The 17,084-nt window shown below is 66.2% G+C and carries 18 protein-coding genes; 14 read left to right on the top strand and 4 right to left on the bottom strand.

Annotated elements, in window-relative coordinates; translation table 11 throughout:
• Nucleotides 1–18 precede the first annotated feature (18 nt).
• Nucleotides 19–672 carry a hypothetical protein gene (locus tag NMQ16_RS03855; protein ID WP_257079172.1) on the bottom strand — a complete coding sequence of 218 codons (654 nt, stop codon included), beginning with the start codon at nt 670–672 and terminating at the stop codon, nt 19–21.
• A 263-nt stretch (nt 673–935) separates the two neighbouring features.
• Here NMQ16_RS03855 and NMQ16_RS03850 point away from each other — a divergent pair, with 263 nt between their 5' ends.
• The 4 genes from NMQ16_RS03850 to NMQ16_RS03835 all read left to right on the top strand — a co-directional run bounded on the left by NMQ16_RS03850 (nt 936) and on the right by NMQ16_RS03835 (nt 6,654).
• Entirely contained in the window at nt 936–2,387 is a 1,452-nt protein-coding gene (locus NMQ16_RS03850; protein ID WP_257079171.1) for a nickel-dependent hydrogenase large subunit, read from the top strand.
• Between the two features lie 13 nt (nt 2,388–2,400).
• Nucleotides 2,401–2,901, top strand: coding sequence for a nickel-responsive transcriptional regulator NikR (nikR, locus tag NMQ16_RS03845; protein WP_257079170.1), 501 nt, complete (start codon nt 2,401–2,403; stop codon nt 2,899–2,901).
• Nucleotides 2,902–3,113: 212 nt separating this feature from the next.
• Nucleotides 3,114–5,177, top strand: a complete 2,064-nt coding sequence (locus NMQ16_RS03840; RefSeq protein WP_257079169.1) for a TonB-dependent receptor — start codon at nt 3,114–3,116, stop codon at nt 5,175–5,177.
• An 82-nt stretch (nt 5,178–5,259) separates the two neighbouring features.
• Nucleotides 5,260–6,654 carry a sensor histidine kinase gene (locus NMQ16_RS03835; RefSeq protein ID WP_257079168.1) on the top strand — a complete coding sequence of 465 codons (1,395 nt, stop codon included), beginning with the start codon at nt 5,260–5,262 and terminating at the stop codon, nt 6,652–6,654.
• On the opposite strand, the gene NMQ16_RS03830 is transcribed toward NMQ16_RS03835, so the two are convergent.
• A complete protein-coding gene (locus NMQ16_RS03830) occupies nt 6,626–7,753 on the bottom strand; it encodes an aminotransferase class V-fold PLP-dependent enzyme (protein WP_257079167.1) in 1,128 nt (375 codons plus the stop codon). The two genes, NMQ16_RS03835 and NMQ16_RS03830, sit on opposite strands and share 29 nt — an antisense overlap.
• 291 nt (nt 7,754–8,044) lie before the next feature.
• On the opposite strand from NMQ16_RS03830, the gene NMQ16_RS03825 reads away from it, so the two are divergent.
• The 3 genes from NMQ16_RS03825 to NMQ16_RS03815 all read left to right on the top strand — a co-directional run bounded on the left by NMQ16_RS03825 (nt 8,045) and on the right by NMQ16_RS03815 (nt 10,398).
• Nucleotides 8,045–8,413, top strand: coding sequence for a DUF202 domain-containing protein (locus NMQ16_RS03825; RefSeq protein ID WP_257079166.1), 369 nt, complete (start codon nt 8,045–8,047; stop codon nt 8,411–8,413).
• Between the two features lie 25 nt (nt 8,414–8,438).
• A complete protein-coding gene (locus NMQ16_RS03820) occupies nt 8,439–8,834 on the top strand; it encodes a RidA family protein (protein ID WP_257079165.1) in 396 nt (131 codons plus the stop codon).
• A gap of 64 nt (nt 8,835–8,898) precedes the next feature.
• Nucleotides 8,899–10,398 carry a YifB family Mg chelatase-like AAA ATPase gene (locus tag NMQ16_RS03815; RefSeq protein WP_257079164.1) on the top strand — a complete coding sequence of 500 codons (1,500 nt, stop codon included), beginning with the start codon at nt 8,899–8,901 and terminating at the stop codon, nt 10,396–10,398.
• Between the two features lie 9 nt (nt 10,399–10,407).
• Here NMQ16_RS03815 and NMQ16_RS03810 read toward each other — a convergent pair whose 3' ends face one another.
• Nucleotides 10,408–11,028 (bottom strand): DUF4124 domain-containing protein, encoded by a 621-nt coding sequence (locus tag NMQ16_RS03810; RefSeq protein WP_257079163.1) that lies wholly within the window; start codon nt 11,026–11,028, stop codon nt 10,408–10,410.
• 2 nt (nt 11,029–11,030) lie between these two features.
• Nucleotides 11,031–11,651 (bottom strand): orotate phosphoribosyltransferase, encoded by a 621-nt coding sequence (pyrE, locus tag NMQ16_RS03805; protein ID WP_257079304.1) that lies wholly within the window; start codon nt 11,649–11,651, stop codon nt 11,031–11,033.
• Between the two features lie 52 nt (nt 11,652–11,703).
• Here pyrE and NMQ16_RS03800 point away from each other — a divergent pair, with 52 nt between their 5' ends.
• From NMQ16_RS03800 to NMQ16_RS03770, 7 genes are all read left to right on the top strand, one after another.
• Nucleotides 11,704–12,498, top strand: a complete 795-nt coding sequence (locus tag NMQ16_RS03800; RefSeq protein ID WP_257079162.1) for an exodeoxyribonuclease III — start codon at nt 11,704–11,706, stop codon at nt 12,496–12,498.
• Between the two features lie 49 nt (nt 12,499–12,547).
• Nucleotides 12,548–13,582, top strand: coding sequence for an SGNH/GDSL hydrolase family protein (locus NMQ16_RS03795; RefSeq protein ID WP_257079161.1), 1,035 nt, complete (start codon nt 12,548–12,550; stop codon nt 13,580–13,582).
• 51 nt (nt 13,583–13,633) lie between these two features.
• Nucleotides 13,634–13,954: a YqjD family protein gene (locus NMQ16_RS03790; RefSeq protein WP_069038838.1), complete on the top strand. Its 321-nt coding sequence runs from the start codon at nt 13,634–13,636 to the stop codon at nt 13,952–13,954.
• A gap of 5 nt (nt 13,955–13,959) precedes the next feature.
• Complete coding sequence (locus NMQ16_RS03785) at nt 13,960–14,340, top strand: phage holin family protein (RefSeq protein WP_069038837.1); 381 nt, start codon at nt 13,960–13,962, stop codon at nt 14,338–14,340.
• The gene (locus NMQ16_RS03780; RefSeq protein WP_257079160.1) at nt 14,337–14,639 is read left to right on the top strand and encodes a YqjK-like family protein; all 303 of its coding nucleotides are present in this window, start codon (nt 14,337–14,339) and stop codon (nt 14,637–14,639) included. Before NMQ16_RS03785 ends, NMQ16_RS03780 begins: the two co-directional genes overlap by 4 nt.
• A gap of 111 nt (nt 14,640–14,750) precedes the next feature.
• Entirely contained in the window at nt 14,751–15,608 is an 858-nt protein-coding gene (locus NMQ16_RS03775; protein WP_257079159.1) for an HDOD domain-containing protein, read from the top strand.
• A gap of 160 nt (nt 15,609–15,768) precedes the next feature.
• Nucleotides 15,769–17,067, top strand: coding sequence for an MFS transporter (locus tag NMQ16_RS03770; protein ID WP_257079303.1), 1,299 nt, complete (start codon nt 15,769–15,771; stop codon nt 17,065–17,067).
• Nucleotides 17,068–17,084 lie beyond the last annotated feature (17 nt).

Genomic DNA, 17,084 nt, shown 5'->3' with positions numbered 1-17,084 from the left:
CCGGCACGGGTGCGGAATTCAGCGCCGGCGGCGGCTCAGCGCGCCCAGCGTGATCAGGCCCGCAATGGCAAGCGCCCAGGGTTGCGGCTCCGGTATCGGCGCCAGCACGATGCCCGGATAGAAAGTGTTCTGTTCCGGTGCGCCGAAGATGGGCAGCAGCCCGGAGGGCGAGGTTGTTATCGCGACGGCGGGGTTGCCGTCTTCCGTCGCACTGATCAGCATCAGTTCGAGACGCATGCTGTCGAACTTGACACCGGCGTCGAGCGTGATGGTGTTGGTACCGAGATGCACGGACGAATTCACCACATCTGCCGCCGTATCGCTGAATACTTCGGTCGTGTCGTTGTAGAGCGTCAGCATGTAGTCCACGGTGCGGTCGCCGGCTTCACTGACGCCGAAGGCCATCAGCGGAAAGAAATCGCCCGATTCGAGTACTTCCCAATAACGATCGCCGACGATGGACAGGGTCCAGACGAAGGTGTCGCCGTCGTAGAGCACGGTGGCGCCCGGATCATCGCTGCCGGCGGCAAGAGCGGCCACACCTGCGCCTTCGTACAGCACATCGAATGTGTAGTTCGCCGCGTGGGCAGCCGGCGCAAGTACCAGACCGCCCATCAGGGCAGCCAGCGCGGCGTGGCGACGAAGCAGGGTGCTCGTTTGGTGTGTGGTCATGTCGGTCTTTCCTTCTTTGGGCGATGGACACACGTCCGTTCCGTCGAGGCCGGACGTGTCATGAACGTGCGAGAAGGCACGTCGTCGACAGCAACCCGGATGAAAGCAGGGATCGAGCCAGACTTGTTGCGCCAACGCCGGATGCAACAGCCGGCGCGGAATGCAGGGCGAGAAGGCGGGTCTCCGTCGGCAGATGTCGACCCATCCTGGCGTCGTGGTGTAAAGCGTGTCGACAATTGCCGCACGCTCTTCAGGAAGTTTTCATGACCCGCCTCCTCGTCGGCCCCTTCAACCGCGTCGAAGGCGATCTCGAGGTGACGCTGGACGTGGTCGATGGTCGCGTCGCGTCGGCGCACGTGAACGCGCCGATGTACCGCGGCTTCGAACAGATCCTGCGCGGGCGCGAGCCGCATGACGCGCTGGTGTATGTGCCGCGCATCTGCGGCATCTGTTCGGTGTCGCAGTCGGTGGCGGCGGCGCGCGCGCTGGCCGCGCTCGGCGGCATCGCGATGCCGGCCAACGGCCAGCACGTCACCAATGTGATCCTCGCCACCGAAAACCTGGCCGATCATCTGACTCACTTCTACCTGTTCTTCATGCCCGACTTCGTGCGGCCGGTGTATGCCGGCCGGCCCTGGCATGCCGAGGCGGTGCGCCGCTTCACGCCGCAGAGCGGCGAACAGGTGCGAGCAGCGATCGCCGCGCGCCAGCGCTGGTTCACATTGCTCGGCACATTGGCCGGCAAGTGGCCGCACACGCAGAGCATCGATCCGGGTGGTTCGACGCGCGCCATCGACGCGGCAGAAAAGGTGCGCCTGCTGGCGCGCGTGCGCGAGTTCCGCCGCTTCCTCGAAACCCGCACCTATGCCGCGCCGCTGGAACAGGTGGCCGCGCTCGAGTCGGAAGCGGCGCTCGACGCCTGGCACGCGGCCGATCCGCTGAACGGCGACCTGCGCTTTTTCCTGACCGTCGCGCGCGATGCGGCGCTGGCCACGCTCGGTGCCGGCCCCGGCCGCTTCCTGAGCTACGGCGCCTACCCGCAGCCGGACGGCAGTACCGCACTCGGGGCCGGTGTGTGGCACGCCGGCGCGCTGTCGCCGCTCGACCCGGCCGCCATCCGCGAAGACGCCACCCACGCCTGGTTGAGCGACGCCGGCGGTCCGCAGCATCCGCGCAGCGGCGTCACGCTGCCGGAGCCGGACAAGGCTGGCGCCTACACCTGGAACAAGGCGCCGCGGCTGGCCGGCGAGGTGGTCGAAACCGGCGCCATCGCGCGTCAACTGGCAAGTGGCCATCCGCTCATCGTCGATCTGGTCGGCCGTTACGGCGGCACGGTCTACACCCGGGTCGTCGCGCGCCTGCTCGAACTGGCGCGCGTGGTGATCATGGTGGAGGACTGGCTGCGCGCCGTGCGGCCGGGCGAGCCCTTCTGCTCGCCCGGCCGGCTGCCGGACGAAGGCTGCGGCGCCGGCCTCGGCGAAGCGGCACGCGGCAGCCTCGGCCACTGGATTTCGGTACGCGAAGGTCGCATCGCCAACTACCAGATCGTCGCGCCCACTACCTGGAACTTCTCGCCGCGTGACGCCGCCGGCCGGCCCGGCGCGCTGGAATCGGCGCTCGAAGGCGCGCCGGTGCGCGATGGCGAAACCACGCCGGTGGCGGTGCAGCATATCGTGCGATCCTTCGATCCCTGCATGGTGTGCACCGTGCACTGACAACGGAGTCCGCATGCAGCGCTTCACCATATCCCTTGACGACCAGCTGGCCGCCCAGTTCGACGACTGGATCGCGCAGCGCGGCTACGGCAACCGCTCCGAGGCGGTGCGTGACCTGTTCCGTGCCGAACTGGACCGCACGGCCCAGCAGACGGGCAGCGCGACGCATTGCGTGGCCTGCCTGTCGTACGTGTTCAATCACCACGAACGCGACCTGGCCGAGCGCATCATCAGCCTGCAGCACGCACACCACGACCTCACGGTGTCGTCGATGCACGCCCATCTCGACCACGACCACTGCCTCGAGACCGTCATCCTGAAGGGCGAGATCGCGGCGGTGCGGCAGTTCGCCGACGCGGTGTGCGCCGAGCGCGGCGTGCATCATGGCCAGATCAACCTGATCAGCGTCGAGCTCGATGCCGGCCACCACCACGCGGGGCCCGGCGGGCACAGCTATACGCGGCGGCACGCGCGCGGCGGACATGGCCACGTGCACATCAAGCCGACCACCTGACACGAGCGCTGCCTCCGGCGCACCGAACCGAGCTGCCGAAGACCGATCACCGGACGGTGGTTGTCACGCCGGAACATGGATTCGGCCAGCGTCCACCAACTGTAATCTTTCCCTTTTATGCTAAGTTTTTAGTTTCTTCATACAAGAACGTGAACAGGCATAGAGTTGTGTCGGCGAAAGACTTGCTCGCTGCAGTGACCTTGAGAAGGGGGATGTTCGGGGCGCTTTGCGTGCCCGTCATCGGGGCGTGGGGCACCGCGCTGGCCCATGAGGCTACGCCGTCCGCCCACAAGCTGGATACAGTGACGGTCGAGGGGCATTACGACAATGCGGTCGGCAGCTCCGATGCAGCGAGTCAGGGCCGCGTCACGGCGCGTCTGATCGAGAACCGGCCGACGCTTCGCCCGGCCGAGGTGCTGGAGTTCGTGCCCGGCGTCATCGTCACGCAGCACAGTGGCGGCGGCAAGGCGAACCAGTACTTCCTGCGCGGCTTCAACCTCGACCACGGCACCGACTTCGCCACCTATATAGATGGCATGCCCGCCAACATGCCGACGCACGCGCACGGCCACGGCTACACCGACCTGAACTGGCTCATACCGGAGCTGATTGGGCGCATCGATTACCGCAAGGGTCCTTACTACGCCGAGGAGGGCGACTTCGCCTCTGCCGGCTCGGCTCGCCTTGGCCTGCGCGACCGGCTCGATTACGGCACGGCCGAAGTCAGCATCGGCAAGGACGGCTACCGGCGCGCGCTGCTGATGAATGCCCATGAAGCCGGCGCGGGCACCCTCCTTTATGCGCTCGAAACTTCGCGCAACGACGGCCCGTGGGAAAACCCGGAAGATTTCCGGCGCATCAACGGCGTATTGCGCTACACCCTGGGTGAAGGTGCGAACCGCACCTCGGTCACCGCGATGGCCTACACCTCACGCTGGGATTCGACGGACCAGATTCCGCTGCGCGCCGTGCAGTCCGGCCTGATCGACCGCTACGGTACGGTGGACCCGACGGATGGCGGAAAGACGCAGCGCTACAGCCTGTCGGTGAACCACCAGCGCGCCTATGACGACGGCGCGTTCCGCTTCAACGTCTACGCCATCCAGTCCGAACTGGATCTATGGTCCAACTTCACCTACTTCCTCGACAACCCGGCCGACGGTGACCAGTTCCGTCAGTCCGAGCAGCGCAAGGTACTGGGCATGACCGCCAGTCGAAGCTGGGACGGCCGGCTCGCCGGGCTCCCGATGACCAACACGCTGGGCGTGCAGGTGCGACACGACCGGCTGAGCCCGGTCGGGCTCTACACCACGGTCGCGCGCCGCACCACCGGCGTGACCCAGCAGAGCGACGTGCGCCAGACCAGCGTCGGCCTGTACGGCGAAAACAGTGTGCAATGGACGCCCTGGCTGCGCAGCCTGGCCGGCCTGCGCCTGGACCACTACGACTTCGACGTCAGCAGTTCGATCGCCGCCAACAGTGGCGACGCGAATGACCACATCGCGTCACCCAAGCTGTCGCTCATCTTCGGGCCGTGGGCGCGCACCGAGTACTTCGTGAACTTTGGCAACGGCTTCCACAGCAACGATGCCCGCGGTACCACTGCACGTGTCACCGCCCGCGGCGGGCTGCCGACCGATCCGGTGGACGCGCTGGTGCGCACCACGGGCAGCGAAGTCGGAGTACGTACGGAAATCATACCGGGTCTGCAAAGCTCCCTCGCCGTGTGGACGCTGAAGCTGGATTCGGAACTGCTGTTCGTCGGCGATGCCGGTGAAACCGAGCCCAACCGGGCCAGCCGGCGCAGCGGCGTCGAGTGGAACAACCGCTGGACGATGCGTCCGTGGCTGCTGTTCGATCTGGATGTAGCTGCCTCGCGCGCCCGCTTCACCGAAAGCGATCCGGTCGGCAATCACGTGCCGGGCGCTGTCGACCGCGTCGTGGCTGCCGGCCTGAGCCTGACCGACGACAATCCGCTGGCGAACGGCTGGTTCGGTCACCTGCAGCTTCGCCACGTCGGCCCGCGTCCGCTGGTCGAGGACAACTCCGAACGTTCCGCTTCGACCACGCTGGCCTACCTGCGCGTCGGCCACCGGCTCAGCCGCGACTTGCGGCTGATGCTTGACGTGTTCAATCTGTTCGACAGCGGTGACAACGACATCGAGTACTTCTACACCTCTCGCCTGCGCGGCGAAGCGGCGGGCGGCATTGATGACCGTCATTTCCATCCGGTCGAACCACGCAGCATGCGCTTCACCCTGAGCGCACGCTTCTGACCACGGGCGGGCTCCGACCCGTTGGCGGGGTAGCCGCTGTCGGCGTTACCATGCGCCGCTGACGCCGCCCCTGCCTGCCGCGATGACCGAACGCCCGAAATCCGCCAACACCGAAGCTCTGCTCGCGCGCGCCCATATCGAAGGCGTGGACGAGGCGACCTGGCTGGACGTGATCCAGCGCATGGACGAGGTGTATTCGCAGCTGGTCAGCGACGAAATCGCGCTCGAGCAGAAGAACGTCGAACTGGAACAGTCGCAGCAGTTCATCTTCAGCGTCATGTCGGCGATGTCGGACGTGCTGCTGGTGTGCAACGAGCGCGGCGAGATCGAGGAAACCAACGCCGCACTGTGCGAGCTGGTGGGGCGCAGCGACGACGCGTTGCGCGGTACGCCGGTGTTCGCGCTGCTGGCCGACGACGAAAGCCGCGCCCGCATGCGCGGTGTGCTCGATGATGCCAATCCGTCGCGCCGGGGTGAGGCGGTCGAATTGAACCTGCGCGACGCCGCGGGCGCCGGGGTGCCGGTGGACACCAATCTGACGCCGCGTTTCACGCGCAACGGCCGGCGCGCCGGCACCGTGCTGGTCGGCCGGCCCACCGCCGAACTGAAGCGTGCCTACCACGAGCTGCGCGAGGCGCACGAGGCGCTGAAACTGGCGCAGCAGCAGTTGCTGCATTCGGAAAAGATGGCGTCGCTCGGCCGTCTGGTGGCCGGAGTCGCGCACGAGCTCAACAATCCGATCAGCTTCGTGCTCGGCAACGTTCACGCGCTGAAGAAGTACAGCGAACGCATGGGCCGCTACATCGACGCCGTGCACGCCGGGGCGTCGGACGCCGAACTGGCCGCGCTGCGCGCCGCGCTGCGCATCGAACATCTGCTGAAGGATCTGCCGTCGTTGATCGAAGGCACGATGGAAGGCGCGCAGCGCACCGCCGACATCGTCAACGGGCTGAAGCGCTTTTCCGCCGTTGACCCGGAAGGGCGCAGCGCAGTCGATCTCAATGCCGTGATCGAGCGGGCCATCCACTGGATACACAAGGGCACCAGCGCGGCCGTTGCACTGCACTGGGCGACGCGCGAGCCCTGTGTGGTCACCGGCAGCGCCGGTCAGTTGCAACAGGTGGTGATGAATCTGCTGCAGAACGCCTACGATGCCGCCGGCACCGAGGATCAGGTCGCCGAACTCACATTGAGCTGCGCCAACGAAGGCGACCGGGTGCGCATGCGCTTGCGCGACAACGGACCGGGCATACCCGACGAGTACCTGTCACGTATTTTCGAGCCGTTCTTCACGACCAAGCCGGTCGGCAAGGGCACCGGCCTCGGCCTTTCGATCAGCTACGGCATCGTCGAACAGCACGGCGGTGTACTGTCCGCCCGCAACCACCCGGAGGGCGGTGCGGAATTCGTGCTCGACCTGCCGCGCTCGACCGCTGGCCCGGCCGAAACTACTCGACCTTGTCCAGCGCCGCCTTGAAGTTCTGCACCGTGCGTTCGACGTTCTGCAGCTTGTCCAGACCGAACAGGCCGATGCGGAAGCTGCGGAAGTCGGCCGGTTCGTCGACCTGCAGCGGTACGCCGGCGGCGATCTGCAGGCCCTGCGCCATGAATTTCTTCCCGTTCTGGATATCCGGATCGCTCGTGTAGCTGACCACGACGCACGGCGCCTTGAAACCTTCGGCGGCGACGCTTTCGAAGCCGCGCGCTTCCATCAGCGCGCGGATCTGGCGACCCAGCTCGATCTGGTTGGCCTTGACCTTGTCGAAGCCGAAGCTTTCGGTCTCCAGCATGACATTGCGCAGCTGCGTCAGACCGTCGGTCGGCAGCGTGGCGTGATAGGCATGGCCGCCGCCTTCGTAGGTTTCCATGATCTGCAGCCACTTCTTCAGGTCGGCGGCGTAGCTGGTGCTGGTGGTCGCATCGATGCGCGTACGCGCGCGCTCGCCCAGCATCACCAGCCCGGCGCACGGCGAACCGCTCCAGCCCTTCTGCGGCGCACTGACGACGATATCGATGCCCAGTGCGCCCATGTCCACCCACAGCGTGCCGGCGGCGATGGCGTCGAGCACGAACAGGCCATCGACTTCGCGCACCGCGGCGGCGACCTCGCGCAGGTAATCGTCCGGCAGCTGCAGGCCGGCCGACGTTTCAACCTGCGGTGCAAACACCACGGCCGGCTTGTGTTCGAGGATGGCGGCGACCACTTCACTGATCGGTGGCGGCGCGAACGCCTTCTGCGAGCCGGGCACCGGTTGGCGCGCCTTCAGCACGACGGATTCGGAAGGGATGCGGCCCATGTCGAATATCTGCGTCCAGCGGAAGCTGAACCAGCCGTTTCGGATGACCATCACCTTCTTGTCGGTGGCGAACTGGCGCGCTACAGCTTCCATGCCGAAGGTGCCGCTGCCCGGCACGACGACCGCCGATTTTGCGTTGTAGACCTGCTTGAGCACGCGCGATATGTCCTTCATGACGCCCTGGAAGGACTGCGACATGTGGTTCAGCGCGCGGTCGGTGTACACGACCGAATACTCGAGCAGCCCCTGGGGGTCGACATTGGGCAACAGGCTGGGCACGGTTTTCTCCGGATAGATGAGGTGGTGTGACAGGACCGCGCCGTCGCTCGTGGCGGCGGCAGGGCAGTGCCTGTGACGATTCGACGGGTCGTCGGTCGGCGGATGGCCGTGCCGTGCGTACTCGAAGGCCCGCGATTCTAAATCACCGCGGGCCGGTTCGCTCGACCGGCCCGCGCATCCCGTCAGGGCAGCGTTCGCCGGGTCTGCTAACGTCCGTGTCTGGCATCCATCGTGCGGGCAGGCTGCTTGCAGTGGTGCCTGCCGCGTCACCACCCGAGAGGACCCATCATCGTGTCTGACCTGAAGGACCCGCGCGTGCTGTTTGCCGCCGAGCGCACGCTGCTGGCGTGGAACCGTACCAGTCTGGCGCTGATCGCCTTCGGTTTCGTCGTCGAACGTGCCGGCATCCTGATCCGGCTGGTGTCGCCGGTACAGCAGGGGGCCGGCCTGTCCGGCGCGTCGCTGTGGTTCGGGCTGGCGTTCATCGTGCTCGGCGCATGGGTGGCCGGATGGTCGTCGCGACAGTACCTGCGCCTGCTCCACACGCTGACACCGGCCGAGTTTCCACCCGGCTACGGCGCGCGCTGGGGCGCCTGGGTCAATCTGGTCGTGGCGGCGCTGGCGGCCGGGCTGGCGGTCATGCTGTTCCGGGCGGCCTGAGCGCCCTGATTGTGCGGGAGACATCATGATGCGTCGCTGGATCGATTCGGGTTCCACCTTCGAAGCGCAGGCGGCCTACTCGCGCGCCGTGGTCGACGGCGACTGGATCTTCGTGTCCGGCACCACCGGCTTCGACTATGCAACCATGACGATCGCCGCTGATCTCGTCGCACAGACCGAACAGTGCTTCCGCAACATCGAAGCCGCGCTGGCGCTGGCCGGTGCGACGCTGGCGGACGTCGTGCGCGTGACCTACATCGTGCCCGATGCGGCGTCGTTTCCGAAGTGCTGGCCGGTGCTGCGCAAGCACTTCGGCGACGTGCGGCCGGCCGCCACCATGCTGTCCGCCGGCCTGGCCGACCCGCGCATGAAAATCGAGATCGAAGTAACCGCCCGGCGCCGCATTACAGCGATCGACTGATTCCCATGGCATGGCAAGGCAGGGTGTGCGCTAGACTGCGCCCATCGCATACCATGACGACAACATGTCACTCGCCATCCTGCGCAGCCGTGCGCTGGCCGGCCTGCACGCACCGGAGGTGGCGGTCGAAGTGCACGTCGCAAACGGTTTGCCCGCGTTTTCGCTGGTCGGCCTGCCCGATGCGGAAGTGCGCGAAGCACGCGACCGCGTTCGCGCGGCCATCCTCTGTTCCGGCTTCGAATTTCCGGCCCGGCGCATCACCGTCAATCTGGCGCCGGCCGACCTGCCGAAGGAATCCGGCCGATTCGACCTGCCGATCGCGCTCGGTATCCTGATCGCGTCCGGTGCGCTCGCCGCGCCAACGCTCGACCGTCATGAGTTTGCCGGCGAGCTTTCTCTGACCGGCGCGCTGCGCCCGGTGCGCGGTGCGCTGCCGATGGCGCTTGGCGCGCGCGATGCCGGACGCTGTTTCGTGCTGCCGGCGGAATCGGCGGCCGAGGCAGTCATGGTGGCCGGCGTCGATGTGCGCGCTGCCTGTTCGCTGCTCGACGTGTGCGCCCACCTGTGCGGTCGCGAGGCGCTGCCCCGCGCGAGTGCGCCGGCGCAGCGTGCCGCACCGGTGTGGCCGGATCTGGCCGATGTGCGGGGCCAGCTGCAGGCCCGCCGTGCGCTGGAAATCGCCGCCGCTGGCAATCATTCGCTTTTGCTGAGCGGCCCGCCCGGCACCGGCAAGTCGATGCTGGCGGCACGTCTGCCCGGCCTGCTGCCCGATCTTGAAGAAGCCGAGGCGCTCGAAACGGCGGCCGTGCTGTCCGGCGCCGGCCTGTTCGATGCCGCCCGTCTGACGACCCGGCCGTTTCGCGCACCGCATCATTCGGCCAGCGCGGCCGCGCTGGTGGGCGGGGGAGCCGTACCGCGGCCGGGCGAAATTTCGCTGGCGCATCATGGCGTGCTGTTTCTCGACGAACTGCCCGAATTCGACCGCCGCGTGCTCGAAGCACTGCGCGAGCCGCTGGAAACCGGTCATGTCACGATTGCCCGCGCGGCCCACCGGGCGCAGTTTCCGGCCCGTTTCCAGCTGGTCGCGGCGATGAACCCCTGTCCGTGCGGCTATCTGGGTCATCCGTCGGCGCGCTGCCGCTGCACGCCGGATCAGGTGGCGCGCTACCGGAATCGCCTGTCGGGGCCTCTGCTCGACCGCATCGATCTGATGGTGACCGTGGCGCCTCTGGCCGAGCATGAGCTGCGCGCAGGCCCGGGCGAAGCCACGCCCGTTGTGCGCGCACGGGTGCAGGTTGCACGCAGTCGGCAGCTCGCGCGTCAGGCGCGGCCGAACCAGTCGCTGGAGGCGGCCGACATCGATCTGCACTGCGTGCTCACCGATCCGGCGCGCAAGCTGCTCGGCCAGGCGATGACGGCGCTGAACCTGTCGGCGCGCGCCTATCACCGCTGTCTCAAGGTGGCGCGGACGATCGCCGATCTGGCGGACATGGATTGCATCGCCCCGGCGCATGTGGCCGAAGCGATCCAGTACCGGCGCGCGCTCGACGTGCCGGCCAGATAGATCGCTCGTTCAGTTCTGGCCGGCGAGCTGGCGGAAACGCGCGAGATCTTCCTGGAAGCGCTGCTGTGTCTCGACCAGATCGCGCTCTTTCGCTGCGATGTTGTCGGCCAGCAGGCGCATGTCCTGCGCGTTGGTGTCCAGCCGGTCCTTGATGCCCGGCGGTACCGGCCTGCCGGCAAAGCGCGCGGCGTCCGCTTCGAGGCTGACGTGGCGCTGCCGGAGCGTCTGCTGCTGGTCGCGCAGTTGCACAAGCAGCTCTTCGATGTCGGTCACCCGGCGCTTGCGCGCCATGTCGATGTCGCGCTCGCTCGAATAGGTATTGAGCAGCGTGGCGTCGCGCCGACGCTGTTCCTGGCGCGCGCGGTCTTCGTCGCTGGCCCTTTGCGCCGCGGCGTCGCGCTTTGCGCGCTGTTCCGCACTGATCGGCGCATCGACCTGCTTCACCGTGGCGCCCTGCTTGTTGAGTTCCCGGTAGCTGCGGTCGGCACAGGATTCCGGCAGCACGTCGCCGCACACCTGCTGTCCGCGCGCATCCTTGCAGCAATAGACGCGCGCCTCGGCGAACGGGGCGAACATCAGGCCGATCAAAGCCAGACCGGGCAGCAGGTGACGCAGTTCCAGGGTGTTCATCTTCAGGGGCCGACTCCGTATTGCGCGCGGTACGCCTGCACCGCCGCCAGATTGCTCTCCATGCCGGGGGTGAGCTGCAGATAGCCCACCAGATCATCGAGACTGGCGCAGGCCACCACCGGCATGCCGTACAAACGTTCCACTTCCTGAACCGCTGACAAGGCGCCGCTGCCGCGCTCCATGCGGTCAAGCGCGATGGCGACCCCGGCCGGCGTCGCGCCGGCGGCACGGATCAGTTCGACCGATTCGCGGACCGATGTGCCGGCGCTGATCACGTCATCGATGATCAGCACGCGACCCTTGAGTGGCGCACCGATCAACGTGCCGCCCTCGCCATGGTCCTTCGCTTCCTTGCGGTTGAACGCGAATGGCACGTCGCGACCGCGCTGCGCCATCTGCATCGCCGCGCCGGCGGCCAGCACGATGCCCTTGTAGGCCGGACCGAACAGCATGTCGAACGCAGGCGCACGGTTCAGGATTGTTTCGGCATAGAACTCGGAAAGCTTTAGCACCGACGCGCCGCTGTTGAACAACCCGGCGTTGAAAAAATACGGTGACTGGCGACCCGCCTTGGTGGTGAAGCTGCCGAAGCGCAGCACGCCGGTGTCGCAGGCGAACTGCACGAATGAACGTCTAGAATCCACGGAATTTCCCAACGAATCGGATGAACCGGCCATGTTACGTATCGTGTCGCTGAACCTCAACGGTATCCGCTCGGCCACGACAAAGGGTGTGTGGACCTGGCTGGCTGGCGAGTCGCCGGACGTGCTGGCGGTGCAGGAGCTGAAGGCGCAGGCGGCCGATCTCGACGATGCGATGCGCTCCCCCGCCGCCCTCGGCGGTCTGCCCGGCCATTTCCACTACGCGCTGAAGAAGGGCTACAGCGGCGTCGGTCTGTACGCGCGGCGGGTACCTTCTCGCGTGATCACCGGTTTCGGCGAGCAGGAATTCGATGACGAAGGCCGCTACGTGGAAGCCGATTTCGGTGACCTGACAGTCGTTTCGCTCTATCTGCCGTCCGGCTCCAGCGCACCGGAGCGGCAGGAGGCGAAATTCCGCTTCCTCGACGCCTTCGTGCCGCATCTGGCGGCGTTGCGCGCCAGCGGCCGCGAAATCGTCATCTGCGGCGACTGGAACATCGCGCATCGGGAAATCGACCTGAAGAACTGGAAGGGGAATCTGAAGAATTCAGGCTTCCTGCCCGAAGAGCGGGCGTGGATGAGCACCCTGCTCGTCCAGGGCGGCTGGGTCGATGTCTATCGCAGCCTGCACCCTGACGCCACCGACGACTGCTACACCTGGTGGAGCAACCGCGGCCAGGCGCGCGCAAACAATGTCGGGTGGCGCATCGACTATCAGATCGCGACCCCGGGAATCGCCGCGAAGGCCCGCGCAGCAAGGGTCTTCAAGGATCACAGATTCAGCGATCATGCGCCGTTGATTGTCGACTACGATGTCAGCCTGCCCTGATCCTTCAGTCTCGAGCCATCGGGTTTTCCGTTCATCACTGGAGTGCTCCATGAAGACAAGCCGTGTCGTGCTGTTTGCCCTGCTTACCGCGCCATTCGCCCTGCCGCTGCCGGCTGCGGCGTATGACCGCATCTATGCCTTCGGCGACAGCCTGTCGGATGACGGGAATCTCTACGCGCTGACCGGAAACCTCTATCCGCCTCTCCCGTATTTCGAGGGGCGATTGTCGAACGGCATCACGGCGGTCGAGTATCTGGCCGACACGCTCGGCGCCGGATTGTCGAACTTTGCCGTGGCGGGCGCCCGCACCGGCACACCGGTCGGCGGCGGTTCGGACAACTTCATCGATGACGACGATTCGCTGTTTCCGCCAAATTTCTTCAACGGCACCGGCGTTGTGGCCCAGGTTAACGGCTACCTGGGCGGCAGCGGTGGAACAGCCAGCGCGAGCGGTTTGTACTTCATCTGGGCCGGCCCGAACGATTACTTCCTGCTGTCCGAAGCGACACCGGGATCGGTCGATCCGCAGGACTACGTGACGAACGCCATCGGCAATCTCTACAGTTCGGTCACCACGCTGTATGCCGCAGGCGCAAAGAATTTCCTGATCCCGAACCTGCCCAACCTCGGTCTGGTACCCGAGCTGGCCGACGACGATCCCTTCATTTCGCTGGTGGCGACGCAGATATCGCTTGGACACAATGCCGCACTGGCCGATCTGCTGGCCGATCTCGACACTGCGCTGCCGGATGCGAACTTCTTCACCGCCGATACCTTCGCTTTGACCACCGCGGTCAATGCCGATCCGCAAGCGTTCGGCCTCACGAACGCGACGGACGCCTGCATCGAAAGCGTGTCCTGCATCGACGGCAACGGTGCCGGATATCTGTTCTGGGATGGTGTGCACATCACCACGGCAGCTCACCAGCAGGTCGCGTCCGCCTTCGCATCCGCACTCGCACCGGTGCCGGAGGCGCAGACCTGGGCCATGCTGCTGGCCGGTCTTGGCCTGATCGGCGTAGCCGGTCGCCTACGTGCTTCAAGGGTGCAGGCCCACACAGGTGCGTTGCGCGAGGCAACTTAAGGGGTTAACTTCTTGTCTTTAAAGGCAGCCCATTCAACAAGGAGAACATCAATGTCCGAACTCATCGATCAATCAACGGTAACCAAGCAAAAGCTGATTGCGGACCTGAAGGTGGTGATCGCGGACGCGGAAGAACTGCTGAAGGTCACGGCCAATCAGGCGGGTGAAAAAGTGGGTGAATTGCGCGTGCGCATGCAGGAGAACCTGACCTCCGCACGTCACAAGCTGGCCGACGCCGAAGCCGCGCTGAAGGAAAAGTCGCGCGAAGTGGCGCGCGTCACCGATGACTATGTACACGACCACCCGTGGAAGGCGATCGGCGTTGCGGCCGGCGCCGGTTTGCTGATCGGGCTGCTGATCGGTCGTCGCTGAGCGCGATGTCGGAACCGCAACGGCCCGAGCGTCTTGCCGTATCGCTGAAGGGGTTCTTCTCCAGCCTGATCGAACTTGTCCATGTCAGGCTGGAATTGGTCACGGTAGAGGCGCGCGATGAAGCGCTGCGTCTGACCGAACTGCTGGTGTATGGCGCACTGGCCATCGCCTTTCTCACCTTTGGCATCGCCTTTCTGGCGGTACTGTTGACGGTGCTTCTGTGGGACAGCCACCGCCTGCTGGCTCTGACGCTGTTTTCCACGCTGTTCATCACGCTCGGGGTGCTCGCGGCGGTCGTTGCGCGGGCGCGCATGGCAGAGGGCACGAGACTGTTCGCATCGTCGCTTGACGAGCTGAAACGCGACCGCGACAGCCTGCAACCATGAATCCGCAACGCATGCGCCTTGCCCTGACGCGCGAGCGGCTGCTGGAGCGCTCGCGAACGCTGCGCAGCATTGCCGTGGAACAATCGGCCGCGCTGTCGCCGGCACTGCGCTTTGGCGACACGGTACGCGAAGGTGTTCGGTGGGTGCGGGTACATCCGGAGATCATTGCGGGGGCAGCGGTTTGTCTGTTCGTGTTGCGGCCGCGCCGCGTCTGGCGCTGGGGCCTGCGGCTGTGGGGTGGCTGGCGATTGCTGCAGCAGTTGCAGCACAGGCTGGGTTCCGACGGCAGGCGATCATGAGCCGCGCGCGAATCGGGATTGCCCGCCAGCGGGCGCGGGTTCGGCGCCGGTAACTCAAGTTTTCGGCAAGATTGCCGAATTCAGCTCACTGCCATCGTTCCGACACCCGACATGTCCTTCCATACCGCACAGGAACTGGCGCAGCGCACGACAGAGCTGGTGACCCTGCCGGCCATCTACCATCGCGTGAAACAGGTCTTCGACGACCCGGAAGGTTCGGTGCTCGACCTTGCGAAAGTGGTGGTGGCGGATCCCGGAATCACGATGCGCGTGCTGCGCGTCGTCAACAGCGTCTTCTACGGCTTTCCCGGCAAGGTCGAAACCATGTCGCGCGCGGTCAGCGTGCTCGGCATGCAGCAGGTGCACGACATCGTGCTGGCCACCACGGTGACCGCCGTCTTCTCCGGCATGCGCCCCGAGCGCATGGACGTTGCCCGCTTCTGGCGCGCGTCCGCGATGCGCGGGTTGCTGGCGCGCGCGGCCGCCAAGAGCTGCGGCCTGCTTGATGCCGAACGTCTGTTCGTCGGCGGCCTGCTGGCCGACATCGGCCACATGGTGATGTACATGCATGTTCCTCAACTGGCCGAAGCAGCGCTGGCGCAGTGCCACGCGTCGGGCGCCGCGCCGGAATTGATCGAACGCGACGTCATCGGATGCGACTACGCCGAAATTGGTGCCGAACTTCTGCGATCATGGCAGTTGCCGGTCAGCTTTTCGACCGCCATCGGCGCGCAGATAGACCCGGCACGTGGCGCACCGCACGAGTTCGAAGCCTGCCTGCTGCATTTCGCGCGCTGCGCTGTCGGCCACGACGGCGAACTGCTCGATTCGGCCCGAATTGTGGCCACTGTAGTACCCGAGGCGTGGAACATGACCCGGCTGGAACCGCAGGCTTTCGAGGGCGCATGCGCCGAAGCAAGCAGTTCCATGGCCGCTGTGATGGGGCTGTTCTTCCCGGAATACGCCTGAACTCACGGTTGTTCGAACGGCGCCGCTGCGCGGTCGGTCGGCGGGGCTGGTATCTTCCGGCCTTCTTCTCCGCCCCTGCGCCTCGCCCGTGACCCCGCACTCCACTGCTGCCGGCTGGCTCGACAGTCTGAAGGTCTATGCGCACCCGCGCGTCGCCGGCATGCTGTTTCTCGGCTTCTCCGCCGGCCTGCCGCTGATCCTGGTGCTCGGCTCGCTGTCGTACTGGCTGCGCGAGGCGGGCATCGATCGCTCTACCATCGGCTATTTCAGCTGGATCGGTCTCGCCTACGCGTTCAAGTGGATGTGGTCGCCGCTGGTCGATCGCCTGCCACTGCCGCTGCTGACCGGAATGCTCGGTCGGCGCCGCAGCTGGCTGCTGGCGTCGCAGCTCACCATCGCGCTGGCGCTGCTCGGCATGGCTGCAACCGATCCGGCGCAGAACCTGAGCCGCATGGCGTACTGTGCGCTGGCGGTTGCCTTCGCCTCGGCGACGCAGGACATCGCGCTCGACGCCTACCGCATCGAGGCGGTCGAACAGCGGCTGCAGGGTGCGATGGCGGCCACCTACCAGGGCGGCTACCGCATCGCGATGATCGTCGCCTCGGCCGGCGTGCTCTGGCTGGCGGCATCGGTCGATGCGACCGAACTCGTTTATGAGCACGCGCCCTGGCGCTTCGCCTATCTCGTGATGGCGGCGAGCATGTCGGTCGGCGTGGTGACCACGCTGCTGATCCGCGAGCCGGAGGTGGTGGTGTCGGCCGAAACCGTGCAGCGCGAGGCGCGCGCCCGCGACTGGCTTATGCGCGGGGGCCTGCACGGCCCGCTGCTGCGTCTGGCGGCGTGGCTGCACGGCGCCGCACTGTCGCCACTGCTCGACTTCATCCGCCGCTACCGCTGGCAGGCGGTTCTGCTGCTGGCTTTGATCGGCACCTACCGCATTTCCGACGTGGTCATGGGCATCATGGCCAACGCCTTCTATGTCGACATGGGCTATACGAAGGATGAGGTGGCGACGGTCGCCAAGGTGTACGGCGTGGGCATGACCATCGCCGGTGCGGTGATCGGCGGCGTGCTGACGGCCCGCATCGGTGTCATGAAGACGCTGTTTCTCGGTGCGCTGCTCTCGTCGGTCACCAATCTGCTGTTCGTCTGGCTGGCCGGTCGCGGCCACGATGTGAGCGGCCTCATCTTCGCGATCTCGGCTGACAACCTGTCGGCCGGCATTGCGTCGTCCGCCTTCGTGGCCTATCTGTCGGGGCTGACCAATGTGGCGTATTCGGCCACGCAGTACGCGCTGTTCAGTTCGCTGATGCTGCTGCTGCCCAAGTTCATCGCCGGGTTCTCCGGCGTCGTGGTGGACGCGCGTGGTTATGAATTCTTCTTCACCGGCACCGCACTGCTCGGCGTGCCGGTGCTCGCGCTGGTCTGGCTGGCGGCGCGGGCGGAACGGGGCAATTAGCAAGGGTCAAGGCGGCG

The organism is Methyloversatilis sp. XJ19-49 (assembly GCF_024580145.1).
GTDB lineage: Bacteria > Pseudomonadota > Gammaproteobacteria > Burkholderiales > Rhodocyclaceae > Methyloversatilis.
The sequence above is the reverse complement of the archived record's forward strand: the minus strand, read 5'-3'. Positions and strand labels throughout refer to the sequence as shown.

Coding starts and splice junctions, on each gene's coding strand:
- NMQ16_RS03855 (WP_257079172.1), bottom strand. CDS start 672: ATGACCACACACCAAACGAGCACCCTGCTTCGTCGCCACGCCGCGCTG.
- NMQ16_RS03850 (WP_257079171.1), top strand. CDS start 936: ATGACCCGCCTCCTCGTCGGCCCCTTCAACCGCGTCGAAGGCGATCTC.
- nikR (WP_257079170.1), top strand. CDS start 2,401: ATGCAGCGCTTCACCATATCCCTTGACGACCAGCTGGCCGCCCAGTTC.
- NMQ16_RS03840 (WP_257079169.1), top strand. CDS start 3,114: ATGTTCGGGGCGCTTTGCGTGCCCGTCATCGGGGCGTGGGGCACCGCG.
- NMQ16_RS03835 (WP_257079168.1), top strand. CDS start 5,260: ATGACCGAACGCCCGAAATCCGCCAACACCGAAGCTCTGCTCGCGCGC.
- NMQ16_RS03820 (WP_257079165.1), top strand. CDS start 8,439: ATGATGCGTCGCTGGATCGATTCGGGTTCCACCTTCGAAGCGCAGGCG.
- NMQ16_RS03815 (WP_257079164.1), top strand. CDS start 8,899: ATGTCACTCGCCATCCTGCGCAGCCGTGCGCTGGCCGGCCTGCACGCA.
- NMQ16_RS03810 (WP_257079163.1), bottom strand. CDS start 11,028: ATGAACACCCTGGAACTGCGTCACCTGCTGCCCGGTCTGGCTTTGATC.
- NMQ16_RS03800 (WP_257079162.1), top strand. CDS start 11,704: ATGTTACGTATCGTGTCGCTGAACCTCAACGGTATCCGCTCGGCCACG.
- NMQ16_RS03795 (WP_257079161.1), top strand. CDS start 12,548: ATGAAGACAAGCCGTGTCGTGCTGTTTGCCCTGCTTACCGCGCCATTC.
- NMQ16_RS03790 (WP_069038838.1), top strand. CDS start 13,634: ATGTCCGAACTCATCGATCAATCAACGGTAACCAAGCAAAAGCTGATT.
- NMQ16_RS03785 (WP_069038837.1), top strand. CDS start 13,960: ATGTCGGAACCGCAACGGCCCGAGCGTCTTGCCGTATCGCTGAAGGGG.
- NMQ16_RS03780 (WP_257079160.1), top strand. CDS start 14,337: ATGAATCCGCAACGCATGCGCCTTGCCCTGACGCGCGAGCGGCTGCTG.
- NMQ16_RS03775 (WP_257079159.1), top strand. CDS start 14,751: ATGTCCTTCCATACCGCACAGGAACTGGCGCAGCGCACGACAGAGCTG.
- NMQ16_RS03770 (WP_257079303.1), top strand. CDS start 15,769: ATGCTGTTTCTCGGCTTCTCCGCCGGCCTGCCGCTGATCCTGGTGCTC.